General features: G+C 45.7%; 15 protein-coding genes and 16 tRNA genes. 26 read left to right on the forward strand and 5 right to left on the reverse strand.

The window, feature by feature from the left end:
- The first annotated feature begins 81 nt into the window (after positions 1-81).
- The 20 genes from ADM98_RS05510 to ADM98_RS05605 all read left to right on the forward strand — a co-directional run bounded on the left by ADM98_RS05510 (position 82) and on the right by ADM98_RS05605 (position 4,551).
- A tRNA-Ser gene (locus ADM98_RS05510) sits at positions 82-172 on the forward strand.
- Positions 173-193: 21 nt separating this feature from the next.
- Positions 194-268: transfer RNA gene (locus tag ADM98_RS05515), tRNA-Glu, on the forward strand.
- A gap of 10 nt (positions 269-278) precedes the next feature.
- Positions 279-352: transfer RNA gene (locus ADM98_RS05520), tRNA-Met, on the forward strand.
- 8 nt (positions 353-360) lie between these two features.
- Positions 361-436: transfer RNA gene (locus ADM98_RS05525), tRNA-Asp, on the forward strand.
- 7 nt (positions 437-443) lie between these two features.
- A tRNA-Phe gene (locus ADM98_RS05530) sits at positions 444-519 on the forward strand.
- A gap of 31 nt (positions 520-550) precedes the next feature.
- A tRNA-Tyr gene (locus tag ADM98_RS05535) sits at positions 551-634 on the forward strand.
- Positions 635-638: 4 nt separating this feature from the next.
- Positions 639-709 (forward strand) — tRNA-Trp (locus ADM98_RS05540).
- 9 nt (positions 710-718) lie between these two features.
- A tRNA-His gene (locus ADM98_RS05545) sits at positions 719-791 on the forward strand.
- Between the two features lie 10 nt (positions 792-801).
- Positions 802-873 (forward strand) — tRNA-Gln (locus ADM98_RS05550).
- 8 nt (positions 874-881) lie between these two features.
- Positions 882-956 (forward strand) — tRNA-Gly (locus ADM98_RS05555).
- Between the two features lie 6 nt (positions 957-962).
- Positions 963-1,036: transfer RNA gene (locus ADM98_RS05560), tRNA-Cys, on the forward strand.
- A gap of 36 nt (positions 1,037-1,072) precedes the next feature.
- Positions 1,073-1,153, forward strand: a tRNA-Leu gene (locus ADM98_RS05565).
- 4 nt (positions 1,154-1,157) lie between these two features.
- Positions 1,158-1,228: transfer RNA gene (locus tag ADM98_RS05570), tRNA-Gly, on the forward strand.
- A gap of 38 nt (positions 1,229-1,266) precedes the next feature.
- Positions 1,267-1,337, forward strand: a tRNA-Gly gene (locus ADM98_RS05575).
- 38 nt (positions 1,338-1,375) lie between these two features.
- Positions 1,376-1,446 (forward strand) — tRNA-Gly (locus ADM98_RS05580).
- Positions 1,447-1,484: 38 nt separating this feature from the next.
- Positions 1,485-1,555, forward strand: a tRNA-Gly gene (locus tag ADM98_RS05585).
- An 89-nt stretch (positions 1,556-1,644) separates the two neighbouring features.
- The gene (gene queG / locus ADM98_RS05590) at positions 1,645-2,805 is read left to right on the forward strand and encodes a tRNA epoxyqueuosine(34) reductase QueG (protein ID WP_053452616.1); all 1,161 of its coding nucleotides are present in this window, start codon (positions 1,645-1,647) and stop codon (positions 2,803-2,805) included.
- Positions 2,780-3,259, forward strand: coding sequence for a methylated-DNA--[protein]-cysteine S-methyltransferase (locus ADM98_RS17675; RefSeq protein WP_053452617.1), 480 nt, complete (start codon positions 2,780-2,782; stop codon positions 3,257-3,259). Before queG ends, ADM98_RS17675 begins: the two co-directional genes overlap by 26 nt.
- Positions 3,260-3,262: 3 nt before the next feature.
- Positions 3,263-3,736: a tRNA (uridine(34)/cytosine(34)/5-carboxymethylaminomethyluridine(34)-2'-O)-methyltransferase TrmL gene (gene trmL / locus ADM98_RS05600; protein WP_053452618.1), complete on the forward strand. Its 474-nt coding sequence runs from the start codon at positions 3,263-3,265 to the stop codon at positions 3,734-3,736.
- A gap of 248 nt (positions 3,737-3,984) precedes the next feature.
- Entirely contained in the window at positions 3,985-4,551 is a 567-nt protein-coding gene (locus ADM98_RS05605; RefSeq protein ID WP_053452619.1) for a DUF5366 family protein, read from the forward strand.
- Position 4,552: 1 nt separating this feature from the next.
- Here the strand turns inward: ADM98_RS05605 and ADM98_RS05610 are convergent, their stop codons facing one another.
- Positions 4,553-6,328 carry a transglycosylase domain-containing protein gene (locus ADM98_RS05610; RefSeq protein WP_053452620.1) on the reverse strand — a complete coding sequence of 592 codons (1,776 nt, stop codon included), beginning with the start codon at positions 6,326-6,328 and terminating at the stop codon, positions 4,553-4,555.
- Positions 6,329-6,533: 205 nt separating this feature from the next.
- Here ADM98_RS05610 and ADM98_RS05615 point away from each other — a divergent pair, with 205 nt between their 5' ends.
- The 4 genes from ADM98_RS05615 to ADM98_RS05630 are packed head-to-tail and all read left to right on the forward strand — an operon-like array spanning position 6,534 to position 12,726.
- The gene (locus ADM98_RS05615; RefSeq protein WP_053452621.1) at positions 6,534-7,694 is read left to right on the forward strand and encodes a glucose-1-phosphate adenylyltransferase; all 1,161 of its coding nucleotides are present in this window, start codon (positions 6,534-6,536) and stop codon (positions 7,692-7,694) included.
- Between the two features lie 13 nt (positions 7,695-7,707).
- Entirely contained in the window at positions 7,708-8,808 is a 1,101-nt protein-coding gene (glgD, locus tag ADM98_RS05620; protein WP_053452622.1) for a glucose-1-phosphate adenylyltransferase subunit GlgD, read from the forward strand.
- 14 nt (positions 8,809-8,822) lie between these two features.
- Positions 8,823-10,274, forward strand: coding sequence for a glycogen synthase GlgA (gene glgA / locus ADM98_RS05625; protein WP_053452623.1), 1,452 nt, complete (start codon positions 8,823-8,825; stop codon positions 10,272-10,274).
- A 28-nt stretch (positions 10,275-10,302) separates the two neighbouring features.
- On the forward strand, positions 10,303-12,726 hold the full coding sequence (locus tag ADM98_RS05630) for a glycogen/starch/alpha-glucan phosphorylase (RefSeq protein ID WP_053452624.1): 2,424 nt from the start codon (positions 10,303-10,305) through the stop codon (positions 12,724-12,726).
- 42 nt (positions 12,727-12,768) lie between these two features.
- Here the strand turns inward: ADM98_RS05630 and ADM98_RS05635 are convergent, their stop codons facing one another.
- Complete coding sequence (locus tag ADM98_RS05635) at positions 12,769-13,587, reverse strand: sulfurtransferase (protein WP_053452625.1); 819 nt, start codon at positions 13,585-13,587, stop codon at positions 12,769-12,771.
- Between the two features lie 92 nt (positions 13,588-13,679).
- Here ADM98_RS05635 and ADM98_RS05640 point away from each other — a divergent pair, with 92 nt between their 5' ends.
- Both ADM98_RS05640 and ADM98_RS05645 read left to right on the forward strand, forming a co-directional pair.
- Entirely contained in the window at positions 13,680-15,416 is a 1,737-nt protein-coding gene (locus tag ADM98_RS05640; protein WP_053452626.1) for a phospho-sugar mutase, read from the forward strand.
- Positions 15,417-15,553: 137 nt separating this feature from the next.
- On the forward strand, positions 15,554-16,450 hold the full coding sequence (locus ADM98_RS05645) for an aldo/keto reductase (protein WP_053452627.1): 897 nt from the start codon (positions 15,554-15,556) through the stop codon (positions 16,448-16,450).
- 195 nt (positions 16,451-16,645) lie between these two features.
- Here ADM98_RS05645 and ADM98_RS05650 read toward each other — a convergent pair whose 3' ends face one another.
- The 3 genes from ADM98_RS05650 to ADM98_RS05660 all read right to left on the reverse strand — a co-directional run bounded on the left by ADM98_RS05650 (position 16,646) and on the right by ADM98_RS05660 (position 18,390).
- Positions 16,646-16,834, reverse strand: coding sequence for a hypothetical protein (locus tag ADM98_RS05650; protein ID WP_053452628.1), 189 nt, complete (start codon positions 16,832-16,834; stop codon positions 16,646-16,648).
- 141 nt (positions 16,835-16,975) lie between these two features.
- On the reverse strand, positions 16,976-17,626 hold the full coding sequence (locus tag ADM98_RS05655) for an amino acid ABC transporter permease (RefSeq protein WP_053452629.1): 651 nt from the start codon (positions 17,624-17,626) through the stop codon (positions 16,976-16,978).
- Positions 17,623-18,390 (reverse strand): transporter substrate-binding domain-containing protein, encoded by a 768-nt coding sequence (locus tag ADM98_RS05660; RefSeq protein ID WP_053452630.1) that lies wholly within the window; start codon positions 18,388-18,390, stop codon positions 17,623-17,625. The genes ADM98_RS05655 and ADM98_RS05660 overlap by 4 nt, the downstream gene beginning before the upstream one ends.
- Positions 18,391-18,489: the final 99 nt, after the last annotated feature.

Raw genomic sequence — 18,489 nt, forward strand, 5'->3', positions numbered from 1 at the left:
GAGCAACCGGCTGTTAACCGGTAGGTCGTAGGTTCAAATCCTACTTGCGGAGCCATTTATTACTTCTTCACCACGTACAATGGAGAGCTGTCCGAGTGGCCGAAGGAGCACGATTGGAAATCGTGTAGGCGTCAAAAGCGTCTCAAGGGTTCGAATCCCTTGCTCTCCGCCATCATCACTTTCAATTCATAATGGCCCGTTGGTCAAGCGGTTAAGACACCGCCCTTTCACGGCGGTAACACGGGTTCGAATCCCGTACGGGTCACCATTTATAGCGTCGCGGGGTGGAGCAGTCTGGTAGCTCGTTGGGCTCATAACCCAAAGGTCGTCGGTTCAAATCCGGCCCCCGCAATTACATACGGTCCTGTGGTGTAGCGGTTAACATGCCTGCCTGTCACGCAGGAGATCGCGGGTTCGAATCCCGTCAGGACCGCCATTGTTAAGGCTTTGTAGCTCAGTTGGTAGAGCAAAGGACTGAAAATCCTTGTGTCGGCGGTTCGATTCCGTCCAAAGCCACCATCTTTAAAAATAACATGAATTTCCCATTTGTGGGGGGGTAGCGAAGTGGCTAAACGCGGCGGACTGTAAATCCGCTCCCTCGGGTTCGGCGGTTCGAATCCGCCCCCCCCCACCACCATAGGGGCATAGTTTAGCGGTAGAACTACGGTCTCCAAAACCGTCAGCGCGGGTTCGATTCCTGCTGCCCCTGTTTACCATGGCGATTGTGGCGAAGTGGTTAACGCACCGGATTGTGATTCCGGCATTCGTGGGTTCAATTCCCATCAGTCGCCCTCTTATTATTGGGCTGTAGCCAAGTGGTAAGGCACTGGATTTTGATTCCAGCACGCGAAGGTTCGATCCCTTCCAGCCCAGCTTTTCAAGCGGAAGTAGTTCAGTGGTAGAATACGACCTTGCCAAGGTCGGGGTCGCGGGTTCGAATCCCGTCTTCCGCTCCAATGAGTGGCGCCATAGCCAAGTGGTAAGGCAGAGGACTGCAACTCCTTTATCGTCAGTTCGATTCTGACTGGCGCCTCCAACTATTTCTCAATTAAATAGTTTTGCAAGAGATTGTGCCGGTGTGGCGGAACTGGTAGACGCGCACGACTCAAAATCGTGTTCCTTTGGAGTGTCGGTTCGATTCCGACCACCGGTATCTTGCGGGTGTAGTTTAATGGTAAAACCTCAGCCTTCCAAGCTGATGACGAGGGTTCGATTCCCTTCACCCGCTTTATACTTTTTACACAATCTGATGATTCACCTGATTATGCGGGTGTAGTTTAATGGTAAAACCTCAGCCTTCCAAGCTGATGACGAGGGTTCGATTCCCTTCACCCGCTTTATACTTTTTACACAATCTGATGATCCACCGGATCTTGCGGGTGTAGTTTAATGGTAAAACCTCAGCCTTCCAAGCTGATGACGAGGGTTCGATTCCCTTCACCCGCTTTATACTTTTTACACAATCTGATGATTCACCTGATTATGCGGGTGTAGTTTAATGGTAAAACCTCAGCCTTCCAAGCTGATGACGAGGGTTCGATTCCCTTCACCCGCTTACCAAAAAAGAGCAATGTGTCGTTTTCGCTGACACCTTGCTCTTTTTGTTTAGGAATGGAATCTTAATGAGGAAAGGAGTGGATCGTGATGGATGGTGTACAATTGAAATTGGCTTTACAAGAGTATGCAGCAGATATTGGAATCGATGAGTTGAAGGTGACGACGGCTGATCCGTTTCTTGTCTTGAAGCGTCGCTTGCAAGCGCAACAAGAAAAAGGATTCGCTTCTGGTTTTGAAGAGCCCAATCTCGATCTTCGAACAACACCATCTTTACTCGTAGAAGATGCTGCTTCAATCATTGCCATTGCGGTCGCCTATCCAAGTACACTCAAAAATGCTCCACGCGGCAAAGAAGGAGAGCGGCGCGGTATCTTTTGCCGATCGTCCTGGGGACTTGATTATCACCAGGCACTACGACAACGTTTGACGTTGCTTGAAGAAAAAATTCAAGAATTGAGTCCAGGTGCACGAACACGCTCGATGGTCGATACAGGAGAACTCGTCGACCGTGCAGTAGCAGAACGAGCAGGTATCGGGTTCAGTGGGAAAAACTGTTCCATCATCAGTGAGGAGCACGGATCGTATCTCTATCTCGGTGAGTTGATTACGGATCTCGTGTTGCCGCCCGATCAACCGGTCGAAGAATTATGTGGAACGTGCAATAAATGTATTGATGCTTGCCCGACCGATGCACTAGTTGAACCAGGTGTCATTGATGCAAAACGCTGTATTTCGTTTTTAACACAGACGAAAACGTTACTGCCAGAACCATTCCGAATGGCGCTTGGTAACCGACTGTACGGTTGTGATACGTGTCAGCAAGTGTGTCCGTATAACCGGAAGAAGAACGCCACACATCATGCTGAACTACAACCGGATCCAGAACAAGTCAAACCGCTCTTAGTTCCACTTTTATCGATGAGTAACCGTGAGTTCAAGAGTCGGTTTGGGACGTTATCTGGCGCATGGCGTGGTAAGAAGCCAATTCAGCGTAATGCGATTTGTGCGCTTGTCCATTATCGAGATAAGAGTGCGATGGATGCGCTACGATTGATGACAGAAAGCGATGCCCGTGAAGATATGCGTGCCCTTGCACTCTGGGCAGTTGGTCGAATTGGTGGAATTGAAGAAAAGTCATATATTGAATCACGTCTTGCAACAGACATTGCAGTAGATGTACAAACAGAAGGTCAGCGATTACTCGAAGAGTGGGGGGAAGCAGATGCCATTTCAGCAGCTCACTTATGAGTTCGGTACATTGCTTGTCGCTTGGGAGAGAGAACAGATCGTTTACCTCGACTTTGGACTAAATGTAGAGCGAGCTCGGACATATTTAGCGGAAGAGACAGATGAAGGTATGTTACCGAAAGATTGGCAAATAGCGTTTGATCGTTACGCAGAAGGTGATCGACAGGCTCTCGATCTGCTACCTTGTCAGTTACGTGTTACACCTTTCGCAGAGCAAGTGTTGCTCGCTTTACGACAAGTTCCGTTTGGTCAGACAATCAGTTATGGTGAACTTGCTCACATGATTGGAAAACCAAAAGCAGCACGCGCTGTTGGTGGTGCTTTGAATCGTAATCCGATTGCATTGATTTATCCGTGTCACCGAGTTATTGGGGCTACCGGTAAAATGACCGGGTTTGCAAGCGGAATTGCCCATAAAGAAGCGCTTTTAGCGCATGAGATAGGAGAGAATTGAACCATGGCTATTCATGTCGTTATGTATCAACCAGAGATTCCTCAAAATACAGGAAATATTTCACGAACATGTGCGGCGACACATTCCGTTCTTCATTTGATTCGACCACTCGGTTTTTCGACAGACGATAAACATTTAAAACGTGCAGGTCTTGATTACTGGGAATTCGTAGACGTCCGTTATCATGATTCTTTGGAAGAGTTGTGGGAGAAGCACCCGGAAGGTATTTTCTACTATATTACGAAATACGGAGAGCAGTATCCGAGTCAAATCGACTTATCGGACGTTGACCAAGACTACTTCTTCGTCTTTGGTCGGGAAACGAAAGGGTTACCGCTTGAAGTCATCGACGCGAATGCAGAACGTTGTATTCGTCTACCCCAATCGAATCTGGTTCGTTCATTGAACGTCTCAAACACAGCAGCAATCATTGTCTATGAAGCATTGCGTCAGCAAGGTTACGCAGGACTTCTCTGAGTCTAAGATAAGCAAAAGCTCCATCCTGATTCAGGACGGAGCTTTTATGAATTATTCGTTACCTTCAGGTTTTTTGTTGTAGCCTGCAGTGAAGATTGCTGTCAAAAACGCAAGACTTACGCCGACCATTAAGATAAATGCCATTTTTGTTTCCCCCTTCAGTCTCTTGAACCGATATAATCTATTATAGTATACCTGTAAGTGAAATTGTGTGCTACATATGAATTTTCTATGAATGGAGACTCCACATGCGTACGAATGTTTACCTATTAAGTTATGCCCCGCTAATTAGCATTTTGTTATTTAGTACGTCCCTTGCGATTGCAACGACCGAACTCGCATTGCACTGGCTCGATCAAGTCGGTGTGTACGATGAGTTACTTCAACTTCTGACAGCACGCGATACAAAACTTGTTGTTTGGATGGGCTTTCTAATCGTCTATTTTATGATCTTTAGTTCGCTTAAACTATTATCAGATACGATTAATCAGCTCGGTTTCGCCTTTTTCATCAAGGAACAAGAGGGAACGACACTCAGCATGTTACGCCCGGGAAGTATTCTCCTGCTCGTTGGAGGATGTGTCAGCTTCGCCTTTATGACGTCCTTTTTACACGTAGGTATCGTGTTGTTTGTATCCTTCTTTATCTATTTTATCTTTTACACGGTACAAATCAGTAAAATGACGACTGCAGCAGGAGCGATCGGGTTAATCATCTTTTCCTTTTTGGCCTGGGGTGTTCTGCTTGCCGGTCTATCCTGGGTCGGTCTGACCTTATTCAATTCCTTCGGGGAAGCAATTTTATTTCCAAGTTGAATCAAGGGCGTAAAATCGTCGCCCACGTCTTGACCTGTAACGTTGCATTGGCTTCGACAGGAAACGGGCGCGGGCGGTCAGCGCCTAACCAAATACCGCCGATGTGTTGATTCTTGATACCAACGAACCACATATCCTTATTATCATTCGTTGTTCCTGTTTTTCCTCCAATGTAGCTAGCAGAAGGATCGTATCCTTTGCGCCCCGTTCCATACGTCATGACATTTTTTAAACCGGCACGTAGTTCTCGGTTCGTTTGACTTGACCAAATCCGTTGTTCCTTTTCTTCTGGTCGTTCGACCTTACCATCCTTGAGCGTAATACTTTTAATCATCGATGCCGGTCGATAAATACCATCATTAACGAATACAGTATAAGCATTTGTCAGTTCATACGGGCTGATACCGTATTGTACCCCCCCCAGAGCACTCGTAAAAGCATCATCCTCCCGTGTCCATTGACTGAACTGGAACGGACGAATCGATTTCAAACCTTCTCGAAACGAGACAGCGAATGCCCGAATCGCTGGGGTGTTATAAGAATAGGCGATTGCATCAGCGATTGTCACTTGTCCAAGTATGCGATTCCCACTATTCGATGGACAGTAGCCATCGATACAAACCGGACTACCGTCTAACGTGCTCGACAAACGAGCTTTTGTTTTCTCGAGATATGGACCATAGACAAGTAACGGCTTAATGGCTGAGCCGGGCTGTCGGTAAGACTGAACAGCTCGATTAAACTGCCCCGTTAAATTGGATTTATAGCCGACAAGAGCCGTGACACCGTGCGTTTGTCCGTCAATGCCAACATAAGCGCCCTCAATCGCGTTTGGTAGATTACGAAGGGCCTCTTTAGCTCGCCGTTGCTCTGTTGAGTCGAGATACGTCGAGATGACTGCTCCTTGTTGATGCAGATATTCTAAAGCGTATTTGTTACTCCAACCGTGTTTTTGAGCCGTCATCCGAACAGCAGCTTGAACGGTTGCATCGATATAGTCTGGATAAGGAACGCTTGGTTTATAGGAGCGAGGCGACACCCGAGAAACAGTAAAATCCTTCGTCAGTACACGATCGCGCACTAACGCTTGAACGATTCGTTGCTGGCGCTTTTTTGTGTTTTCAGGAAAGCGCAGCGGGTCATAGAGAGAAGGATTGTTCGGGATTGCTGTTAGAAAACTGATTTCAGACCAACTCAAATCGCGTGCTGGTTTATTAAAATATGATTTTGCGGCAAGTTCAATTCCGTAGATATTATTGGCAAAATACGCTTGATTGACATACGCCGTCATCAGTTCTTTTTTGGAGTATTTTTGTTCCAAAGATACCGCGATGAGTAATTCTTTTATTTTCCTAGTATATGTTTTTTCGTTTGATAGATACGTCATTCTTGCTAATTGCTGGGTGATTGTACTACCACCTTGAGATTTGGAATCAGACTGATTTTTCGTAAATGCGCGTAAGATTCCTGTGATGTCATAACCGTCATGTTGATAGAAACGTTGATCTTCGATAGCAACAAACGCTTGCTCGACTTTTTTCGGTAATGTTCGAGGGGTTAAGTCATCCCGTCGCAGTCCGTCATAGAGCTCGACCCGTTTGTTTTCGTAGGTTACAGTGATCGGTTGGTAGGAGGTCAATGGATGTCGTGTCGTCTGTTCATCGGCCCAGAAAAAGAATGTGCGTGCTGTTTTTAACTCATCTTTAATTGAAAATAAGGAAAACAGAAGCAGCGTCGCAAGACCAAGTAAGACGAGATATCCTGTCGTAATTCGCATGAGAACTCCTTTCAAAAAGCCATTTCATTCCTATTATCGGTCTTTTATGGAGAAATCAATAGATTTTTTTTCGATTTTTGTATTTTAATAAACCTATTTTGCAGGAATGTTATATTAAAAAGAGAAAAGATTGGGTATATAGAAGTATCTGTGGATTTTAGAACGCGATTTGTCTGAAAAAAAGAGCATAAATGGAGGGGACGAAATGGCTAAGAAGAATGTCGTTGCGATGTTACTTGCAGGCGGAGAAGGGAAACGTCTGGGAGCTTTAACGAAACATACTGCAAAACCAGCTGTTGCATTTGGAGGAAAGTACCGGATCATTGATTTCCCACTTTCAAACTGTACGAATTCAGGAATCGATACAGTTGGTGTGTTGACACAATACGAACCGCTTGAATTAAACCGCTATCTCGGAATCGGGAGCGCATGGGATTTAGATCGGCGTAATGGTGGTTTGACGATTCTACCTCCTTACCAGGCGCAAAACGGAAAGAACTGGTATGAAGGGACAGCAAATGCTATTTATCGGAACATGAGCTATATCAACCAATTCGACCCTGAATATGTACTCGTCCTATCAGGCGATCATATTTATAAAATGGATTACGAGCAAATGATTGAAGAACACCGACTTGGTGGAGCAGACGTAACGATTTCTGTCCGTGAAGTACCATGGGAAGAAGCACCACGATTCGGGATTCTCAATACAGATGATGATCTTCGAATCAATGAGTTCGAAGAAAAACCAGAAAATCCGAAATCGAACCTTGCATCAATGGGAATCTATGTCTTCAACTGGGATGTATTGAAGCGCCATTTGATCCAAGATGCTGGTGATGCGGAATCGAGCTTTGACTTCGGTAAAAACATCATTCCGAACATGCTCTTTGAAAACCTCAACATCCGTGCGTATAAATTCAAAGGATACTGGAAAGACGTCGGAACGATTCAGTCTCTTTGGGAAGCAAACATGGATCTGCTAACAGCAGAACCAGAATTTGATTTATATGATCCATCTTGGAAAGTCTATTCGGTCAACCCGAATCAACAACCTCAATACATCGGGAATGCTGCGACAGTTGAGACATCGATCATCAATGAAGGATGCCATATTGAAGGCGAAATCAATCATTCGGTCCTCTTCTATGGAGTGGATGTAGCAGAAGGATCGCTCGTCAAAGATTCGGTCATTTTCCCGAACGTCAAAATCGGACGAGATGTCACGATTCACCGGGCAATCTTAGCGGATGGCGTCATCGTTGAAGATGGTGCGACGATTGGATCTCCAGACGGAGAAGTCTTCGTCATTGAAGCAGACAGTATCGTCAAGAAAAACGAAGTCATCAAAGAAGCGATTCAATAAGGGGGATATTCGAATGAAGGTCGATTTATTAGGTGTCATCAATCTGAGTGGCGAAGAAGGATTTTTCAAGGAATTGACGGAGCATCGTAACTTAGCGGCAGTTCCATTTGCCGGTCGTTATCGATTGATCGATTTTACATTAACGAACATGGTACAAAATGATATCGCCAACATCGGGATTTTTACGCTCGAGAAATATCGCGGCATGATGGATCACCTTGGATCAGGTAAAGAGTGGGATCTTGACCGTTCAAACGGTGGACTGTACATTTTCCCACCCGCACTATCACAAGATGCGAACGAGTTCCGTGGAGATTTATCAAACTTCCATCTCCACCGTGATTTCTTCCTTCGTAGTAAGGAAAATTACGTCGTCGTCTCTGGTTCGAACATTTTGTCTGCGGTAGATTATCGCGACGTGCTACGCGAACATAAAGAGTCGAATGCCGATATTACGGTTGTTTATACGAAGCGTGAACTGCCTTGTAAATACTGTCGTCCGATTCGTTTTAGCGAACAGAACCACGTGACAGCCATCGGGTCACGAGGGTTCCAACCGGCAGATGAGACATTCTACATGGAAACGGTCGTCCTGTCGAAAAATCTCTTCGTTCGTTTAGTCGATGAGGCAATCGCACGTGGGGAGTACGATTTACTTCAAAGTATCATTCGTTCGCAACTAAACCGTCTACATGTACACGGTTATGAGTACAGTGGTACATCACAAGTCATTCATTCGCTTCGTTCATACTATCGTGAGAGCATGCTATTACTTGAGCAATGGGGAGCAATCAACGATTTCCAGCACGTCTATACGAAAATCAAACATGAGCCACCGACACGCTATCTTCCGGGTTCTGACATCAAGAACTCACTTGTCGCAAACGGCTGTAAATTAGAAGGAACAACGACGGACAGCATCCTGTTCCGTGGTGTCAAAGTCGGAAAACACGCTCGCGTCAAAAACTCGATCATCATGCAAAAATCGGTCATTGAAGAGGGCGCAGTTGTTGAGTACGCGATTCTCGACAAAGAAGTTACCGTTAAGCGTGGTCAAGTCATACGCGGTACGGCAGAAGAACCAATCGTCATCAAAAAACAAACAATCGTTTAAAGGAGATGTCACTCATGAAGGTATGGTTTGCTGCCACGGAAGCGACACCCTTCATCAAGACAGGGGGGCTAGCTGACGTCGTCGGCTCGCTCCCTTTAGCGCTTGCTGAAGAAGGTGCAGACGTTTCAGTCGTTTTACCTAATTATGGTCAAATCAAGGAACAGTATAAATCAGAGATGGAGTTTTTATTCGACTTCATCGTACCAGTCGGTTGGCGCCAACAATTTGGTGCGGTCCTCCGTCTGAAACAAGATGGCGTGACTTTCTATTTTATCGACAATGAATATTACTTTAAGCGAGATGGCGTCATTTATGGACATTATGACGACGCAGAGCGGTTTGCTTATTTCTCGCGTGCCGTTCTTGAAATGATTCAACATTTGGATCGAAAAGAAGTACCAGACGTCATCCATTGTCATGACTGGCAAACAGGTGTGATTCCAGCTTTCTTACGCATCCATTATCAGCATCTTGAGCGTTACCAAGACATCAAAACGGTCTTTACAATCCATAATCTGCAGTATCAAGGGGTCTTCCCAGAGGAAGTGCTCGGTGACTTACTTGGTCTTGGACAAGAACATTTTACGGCAGATGGTATTGCCCATAATGGTCTCGTCAATTACATGAAAGCAGGTCTTGTACACTCTAATCAAATCACGACAGTTAGTCCATCCTATCGTGATGAGATCATGGATCCGTATTACGGGGAAACACTTGAACCTGTCTTGCAGCATCGTGCTGTTGACGTGCGTGGGATTTTAAATGGAATCGATTATCGTCAGTTCGATCCAGCGCATGATACACATCTCGTTGAAACGTACTCAATCGATACGGCGAAAGAAGGAAAAGCCAAGAATAAGGCTGCGTTACAAGAAGAACTTGGTCTTCCGATCAATCCGGATGTGCCACTGTTCGGCTTCGTCTCACGTCTTGTCGACCAAAAGGGAATCGATTTACTGGCACACATTCTACCTGATTTATTCGAACTTGATGCGCAGTTCATCATTCTAGGTTCAGGTGAAGCAGAGTATGAAGGATTATTCCATCATGCGACGTCGATTCGTCCAGACAAAATCGCTTCATATATCGGATTTGACGTTGGTCTTGCGCAACGAATTTACGCGGGTAGTGATGCCTTCTTGATGCCGTCACGCTTTGAACCGTGTGGACTTAGTCAGTTGATTTCGATGAAGTACGGCTGTTTACCGGTCGTCCGAGAAACGGGTGGACTCCGTGATACAGTCAAACCGTTCAATCAGTTTACGTTAGAAGGAAATGGATTCTCGTTCGCGAATTATAATGCACATGAGTTTTTAGAAGCGATTAAGCGCACGATCGAGGTTTATCATGATCAGCCCGTCTTTGAACATCTGATTGAGACAGCGATGAATGAAGACTTCAGTTGGTTGCGCTCAGCGGATGAATACTTGGCATTATATCGTTTGATTGCACCGTCCGCCACTTGATCGTGTCACTGGGAAAAGGGGTTACATCATGTTTAAAGATAAAGAGAAGTTCAAGGAGAGGTTTACGGAACGATTCGTTTCGATGCATGGTAAGGCTATAACAGAAGCAACAGAAAACGATATTTATCAGACACTTGCCTATATGGTACGCGAGACGGTTACGACTGACTGGTTGCGAACGAAGGAAACGTATACTCATAAAAAAAGTAAACAAGTCTATTACTTTTCACTCGAGTTTTTACTCGGACGTTTTCTGCACAACAACTTGTTAAGCCTCGATGTCTTAAAGGATGTGGAACGAGGACTTGAAGAACTTGGATATCAGCTCAGTGATCTGACAGAAGAAGAGCCAGAGCCTGGTCTTGGAAACGGAGGGCTCGGTCGTCTCGCGGCATGTTTCCTTGACTCGTTAGCCGCGCTTAGTCTGCCTGGACATGGGAATGGTATCCGCTACCAGTATGGTTTGTTCAAACAAAAAATCATTGATGGTTATCAAGTCGAGTTACCAGACAACTGGTTGAAGAACGGGAACATGTGGGAAATCAGACGTTCTGATAAAGCGGTCGACGTTCCTTTTGGTGGACATGTCTGGCTTGAAGAGGTTGGTGATGGGTATCGTGTCCATCATGAACCAGCTGAAATCGTTCGCGCTGTTCCGTATGATATGCCAATCGTCGGTTATCAAAATGGAGTCGTGAACAATCTACGGCTCTGGAGTGCGGAGTCTCCGCTTGATGATGATGAACTACTTAGCCAATACCGTGGGAATTATAAAGATTTACTGGCACATAAACAATCGATTCAGACGATTTCAGAGTTTCTGTATCCGGATGATACAACGTACGAAGGAAAAGAGTTGCGTCTGAAGCAACAATACTTCTTCGTCTCTGCCGGACTACGAAGTATCTTGACATCTTTTAAAAAGCGGAATCATTCATTAAAGCAGCTTGGGAACCATATTGCTATTCATATTAATGATACGCATCCAGTCGTTGCGATTCCGGAACTGATGCGGATCCTTATCGATGAAGAAGGACTTGGATGGGAAGAAGCATGGCGAATCACGAAGAGTGTCATGTCGTTTACGAATCACACGCTACTATCAGAAGCACTCGAACGCTGGCCGATTGATTTATTCCGTCGCTTATTGCCGCGCATCTACCTCATCATTGAGGAGATTAATCGACGCTTCTGTAAGGATGTGCTCGCGAATTATCCGCACATGGAAGCGCATATGCGGGATATTGCCATCATCGCGGATGACCGGATCAACATGGCGAACCTTGCTGTCGTCGGTACGCATTCGACGAATGGTGTCGCGCAAATCCACACTGAAATTCTGAAACAACGCGAGATGCGATTATTTTATGAGATGTTCCCACTTCGTTTTAATAATAAGACGAATGGGATTACACATCGTCGTTGGTTCCTCTCGTCGAATCCAGCACTGGCAAATCGCGTTACTGAAGCAATCGGGGATAGCTGGATTCAGCATCCATCTGATTTGCAAAAGCTGACGAAATGGGCAGAAGATTCAACATTACAAAAGGACATCGCTGAGATTAAACTCAAACGTAAAGAAGAATTAGCAGTGCTCATTGAAAAGGAAACAGGTATCGTCGTTGATCCAACTTCGATTTTTGATGTTCAAGTCAAGCGATTACATGCGTATAAACGCCAACTCTTGAATGCGTTACACATTCATTCGCTCTACTATCGCCTGAAAGAAGATCGTTCGTTCACGATGACACCACGAACGTTCATCTTTGGTGCAAAAGCAGCGCCAGGCTATCATTATGCAAAAGAAGTCATTCGTTATATCAATGCGTTGGCACGCTTGATTAACGATGATCCAGATGTCAGTCCGTACTTGAAAGTCGTCTTCCTAGAAAACTATCGTGTATCACTTGCTGAGAAAATCTTCCCGGCAAGTGATGTCAGTGAACAAATCTCGACGGCAAGTTATGAAGCTTCTGGAACTGGAAACATGAAATTCATGATGAATGGTGCTTTGACGATCGGAACACTCGACGGAGCGAATATTGAAATTCGAGACGAAGTCGGGGATGCGAATATTTTCATCTTCGGTTTAACGCCGCAGGAAGTCATGAATTATAAACAATACGGCGGTTACAGTGCGTATGATCAATACAGTGCGCAACCCGAGTTACGACGAATCATCGATAGCCTCGTTGATGGGACGTTGTTCGCTCCGGGTGAATTCCAAGCGATTTACGATTCATTATTGACGTATAATGATGAGTATCTGATCTTGAAAGACTTCTTGTCCTATCAACAGGCACAGGAACGAATCGATCGGATGTATCAGCAACCGGAAGAGTGGTATAAACGAGTCATTCTCAATATTGCTCGCTCAGGTGTGTTCTCAAGTGATCGAACGATTAAAGAGTATGCGAATGCGATTTGGAACATCAAGCCGATCCAGCTATAAACCAAAAAGACACCGACAGATGTTTCTGTCAGTGTCTTATGTTTACGAACGGGAGACGTCCTCACCACGACTCACCCAATCACTATAAGAGCCGGCGTAAAGCCGGACATCGGTTTTTCCGAGCGAATGAAGAGCGATGACATTGACACAGGCTGTCACACCGCTTCCGCAGTAGAGGATGGGTGCTGTGACTGGTAAGATATCGGCGTATAATTCTTTTAAATCTTCTGCATCCCGCAAGCGACCATTTGGTGATAGTGCTTGTTCAAAGTAACAGTTCACGGCACCAGGAATATGTCCAGCGACGTGGTCGAGAGGTTCAATCTCTCCCCGATAACGATCGGGCGCCCGGGAATCGACGAGCACGCTCTCTGTCAGCTGATCCTTCAGCTCTTCGAACGAGACAAGCATATCGTCTTGGAAACGGGGCGTGTACTGAGAGGATTCATAAGTAGGAACGTCATTCGTGACCGGAAGATCGAACGCTAGGTAAGAGGAGAACCCTCCCTCGAGGACGACAACACGTTCATGTCCGATCCATTTAAATAACCACCATGCACGAGCTGCATACGGAAAACCGTCGTCATACAAGACGACGAAGTCTTCCGGAGTTACGCCGTGCTGTTCGAGAGTGTGTTGCCACGCTTCTTTTGAAGGAAGCGGATGTCGACCGCCGACCTGATCGATTGGACCAGATAGGTCCGTCGTTAAATCCAAGTGCTGGGCACCTTCGACGTGTTGTTCTAAGAAAGCATTTCGGCCATATTCAGGTTGTTGTAAGTCATAGCGGCAGTCAAACCAGCGAATCTGATCCGTTCGGACGAGCTGTTGAAGGTCTGCCATTTGAATCGTAGGAAACATGCCTCATCACCTTACCCTTTCTAGTGTTAATCATATGAAAGGTATCGCATCATCGCAAGTCTTACCCTCATTAAAAAAGGAGTCGATTTACCATGTCATGGAAAGAAACCTATCAAAAATGGGATCAGTTCGCTGATTTAGATCGCACATTAAAAGAAGAACTCGTCACGCTAGCGACGGATGATAAAGCAGCCGAAGAAGCATTCTACAAAGAACTCGAATTCGGGACAGGTGGTATGCGCGGAGAAATCGGCGTCGGGACGAACCGGATGAACGTGTACACAGTACGTAAAGCATCACAAGGGTTTGCAGCCTTTATTAAGGCATCGGGAGAAGAAGCAGCGGGGAAGGGAATCGTCATCGCGCATGATTCACGCCACTTCTCACCGGAGTTTGCGCTTGAAGCAGCACGAACGCTTGCAAGCAATGGGATTAAAGCGTATCTGTTTGACGGTCTACGTCCGACACCAGAACTTTCGTTTGCAGTTCGTTCTTTAAAAGCAGCGGGAGGGATTGTCATCACGGCGAGTCACAACCCACCAGAGTACAATGGCTACAAGGTCTACGGCGATGACGGTGGACAACTCCCACCAAAAGAAGCGGATGAGCTCGTTTCGTACGTCAGTCAGATCGAAGATGAGTTATCGATTGAACTGGAGTCGGAAGAAGTCCTTCGTGCGAACGGACTAATCGTCCGCGTTGGAGAAGAACTCGACGAAGCGTACCAAGAAAAATTACAAACGATTCGTGTCTTACCTTCGATTCAATCGGAATTAGCAGATCCATTAAAAATCGTCTTCACACCACTTCACGGAACGGGTCTTGTTCCGGTAACGGAAGGCTTGAAACGTTACGGATTCGAACATGTGACAGTCGTTCAGGAGCAAGCGGAGCCGGACGGTGCGTTCCCGACCGTGACGTCACCGAACCCGGAAGAACATGCTGCCTTTAAACTCGCCATCGAATATGGTGACCGGGTAGATGCTGATATCTTGATTGCGACGGATCCAGATGCTGACCGTGTCGGCGTTGCGACACGTGATGCAGATGGCGAATGGACAGTCCTGACAGGGAATCAAACAGGCGCGCTATTACTCGACTACATCCTTTCACAAAAAGCGGCGCAAGGAACTCTGCCAGCGAACGGGTTCGTCGCGAAAACGATCGTCACTTCGGAACTAGGTGCGTTGATTGCACGTCACTATGATCTTCACGTTGAGAATACATTGACAGGCTTTAAGTTCATCGGTGAAAAAATCAAACAATACAATGCATCCGGTCAATACGAGTATCTCTTCGGATATGAAGAGAGCTATGGTTATCTCATCGGTGACTTCTGTCGTGACAAGGATGCGGTCCAAGCATGCTTGCTTGCTGCTGAGATGGCTGCGTATCACAAGAACGAAGGACGGACGCTCTATGAGGCATTACAAGCGATTTACGAGCAGTTCGGTTACTTCGAAGAGTCACTCCGGTCTTTGACGCTAAAAGGGAAGGACGGTGTGGCGCAAATCGGTCGTATCATGGATACGTTCCGTGAGAATCCACCTAAACAAGTGGCTGGAGAACAAGTTGTCTTATTCGAAGATTACGATGCGAGCATCGCGCATGATTTAAAGACACATCAACCGTCACCAATTAACCTACCAAAATCAAACGTTCTGAAGTTCACGCTCAGCGATGGATCATGGTTCTGCCTTCGTCCATCAGGTACAGAACCGAAGATCAAGTTCTACTTCAGTGTCACATCACCAGATGCTGCCGAGACAACACGAAAACGTCAGCAAATCGAAGATGAAGTCATGCAAGAAGTCGAACAAATTCAATAAGTCTTACACAGGATCACGTCATCGACGGGGTCCTGTTTTTTGTCTTGGATCATCCAAAAGTGAAATTCGTGCAACCGGTACCATTTTGAGGTACAGTAAACGAGATAGAGTTTATACAATAGGGGAGTGAAGGACACATGGAACGGATTCAGCTAACAGAAGATTTATCATTCTCACGAATCATTCATGGTTTATGGCGATTGAATGAATGGGAGATGACAACGGAAGAACGTCTCGAATTGATTGAAGCATGTCTCGCTTTAGGAATTACGACGTTTGATCACGCGGACATCTATGGTGACTATACGAATGAACGATTATTCGGAGAAGCGCTCGCTTTAAAACCGGAGCTTCGTGATCGGATGGAGATCGTTACGAAAACAGGCATCAAGATGAAGGGCAATCATTTCTCGGATCAGTCGTTATCGTTTTATGATACGACGAAAGACCATATCATCAAACAAGTGAACCGCTCACTGCAAGAACTTGGTGTCGAGTACGTCGATACATTATTGATTCATCGTCCCGATCCATTGATGGATCCAAACGAGATTGCAGAAGCATTCGTTGAATTGAAGGATGCGGGTAAGGTACGTACATTCGGTCTCTCAAACCATACACCTGCTCAACAAAGTCTGATTCAGTCACGCTTACCGTTCATGCTCGTGACGAACCAACTCGAGTTGTCAGTTTCAGAATTGAAACACTTCGAAGATGGATCGGTTGATCTGTGTCACGAAAATGAGATGCCGTTGATGGCATGGAGTCCACTTGCGGGCGGTCGTCTGTTCAAGGACGAGCAATATGCACCACTACGTGAGAAACTAGCTGAAATCGCAGAGAAGATTGGAGCAGAAGAAATCGATGAAGTGGCATATGCATGGTTGCTCAAACATCCAGCGCGTATCATGCCAATTGTTGGTTCTGGTAAGATCGAACGTATCGAATCTGCTGTGCGTTCGACGAAGCTGTCGTTGACGCGTGAGCAATGGTTTGAGATCTTGAAAGCATCACGAGGCCGTGACGTCGATTAAGATAGAACTGAAACGGACGGACCATAATGCTCTCCGTTAGCTAAAGAAAGAGGGAGGACCATTTGCCGAATCATTCGGAAACGGTCCTCCTTTATTCAATGTTGAGATGATTTAATGACGAATGTTCTTCTCATTTGAAAATTAGACAAAAAAAGCCCCATCTCAAGGGGGAGGAGAGATGGGGGATCTATGAGGTTAAGCTTCTAAACGAAGCATCTCCTGACGGTATTTATCTAGACGATCTTTACTTGCTGAAACGGCAGCTTGGTCATTGACTTGAATCGCATCGAAGAGCGTACTGAGCTCATAATCGATTTCGAGACGTAGCACTGGAATTCGCTGCTCTGCATCTTGTCTACGGAAAGCTTCAATTACTTGTTTCATCTCGGCCACGCTCCTTTTTAAGTTGTCAGATAATTCTGATTTTTATTAGTATACTTGATTATTCCCGGATTGCCTAGTGCTAAACCTAAAAAAATCTAAAAAAAACACTTGGTATCCATACGGTTCCAAGTGTGGGAAAGATTATTCTGGAATACTGAAGCGTGCTTCTAAGCGATGTTGAACACTTTGAATGAGTGTCGACATGATCCAGTAAATCGCAGCCGAGAACAAGAGCAATGGCATGACGAGATACGTTGTCGCTGAAATCTGGTCAGAGACGTACGTCAATTCCTCAACAGCAACGATTGTACCGAGTGAAGTTGACTTGATGATATCGATGACCGAGTTTGAGAGCGGTGGAATCGCTCGAGATAGTGCTTGCGGCAAGATGACATCCTTGAATGTCTTCCGACGCGGAATTCCAAGTGAATCAGCAGCTTCCCATTGTCCGCGATCGACAGATGAGATGGCAGCGCGGAACGATTCCGAGATATATGCGGAAAAGTGAAGCGATAAGCCGAAAGCAAGGGCTTGGAATCCAGTCAATTGAAGCGTGACGAGACCATTATAAAGAATCAAGATTTGCAACAAGAGTGGCGTTCCGCGGAAGAACGAGACGTATAAACGTGCAAAACCGCTGAAGACGGCAAGGCGGCTATCACGCATGACGGCAAGAATCAATCCAAGAATAAGCGCAAAGACGATGGCGAGACCACTTGCTAGAAGGGTCGTGCCAATCGCCTTTGCGTAGACGTCCGAGTTATCTCGGACGATCGTCAGTAATTCACTCACTTACTGATATCCTCGTTGAAGTACTTCTTACCGATTTTTGCAAGAGTGCCGTCTTCTTGCATCTCAGCGAGTGCTTTATTGAAGTCTTTCGTATACTTGCTGTTTTTCGCCATCATGAAACCTGATTCGTTCTTGTCGAATGTCTCACCGACTGCTTTAACTTTGTAGCCAGCTTTCTTCAGCTCAGTCAAGACGAAGAGACGATCGTTCATTGCTGCGTCAACACGACCTGCTTCAAGATCTTTTAAGACTTGATTCGCACCTTTGTAGTATTTTACTTTAGCGCCTGCTTCTTCAGCCGTTTTTGCGTAAAGTGAACCTTGTGTCGAACCGACTGTCTTACCTTTTAAGTCATCGAGTGTTTTAATATCGTTTGTTTTGTTGTTGACGATGATCGTTGACCCCGAAACTGTATACGCATCAGAGAAGGCATACTTTTCTTGACGCTCAGGTGTAATTCCCATTTGGTTCGCGATGACATCGATTCGTTTTGAATCAAGTGCTGGGATGAGTCCTTTGAAGTCCATCGCTTTGTAGTCGACTTTATAGCCAGCCCGTTTTGCGACTTCGTTCATGACGTCTACATCATAACCCATCAATTTTCCTTTTTCTTTATACGTGAAAGGTGGGTATGTTGCTTCCGTACCGACTGTAATGACTTTTGACTCTTTATCAGAACCTGCGTTGTCGTTCGAAGCGCCGCATGCTGCAAGCACCCCCGCTGTCGATAATGCTGCTACAGCTAATTTCAAACCGTGTTTCATAGCGCTCTCTCCTTTATAAATGAATGATTTCAATTCCTAGTTTTCGAATAGGATTAATTTTAAGCTACAAGCAGTATCATACAAAGTTACAGGAACGTC

It is taken from the genome of Exiguobacterium sp. BMC-KP, from assembly GCF_001275385.1.
Classification (GTDB): Bacteria; Bacillota; Bacilli; order Exiguobacteriales; family Exiguobacteriaceae; genus Exiguobacterium_A.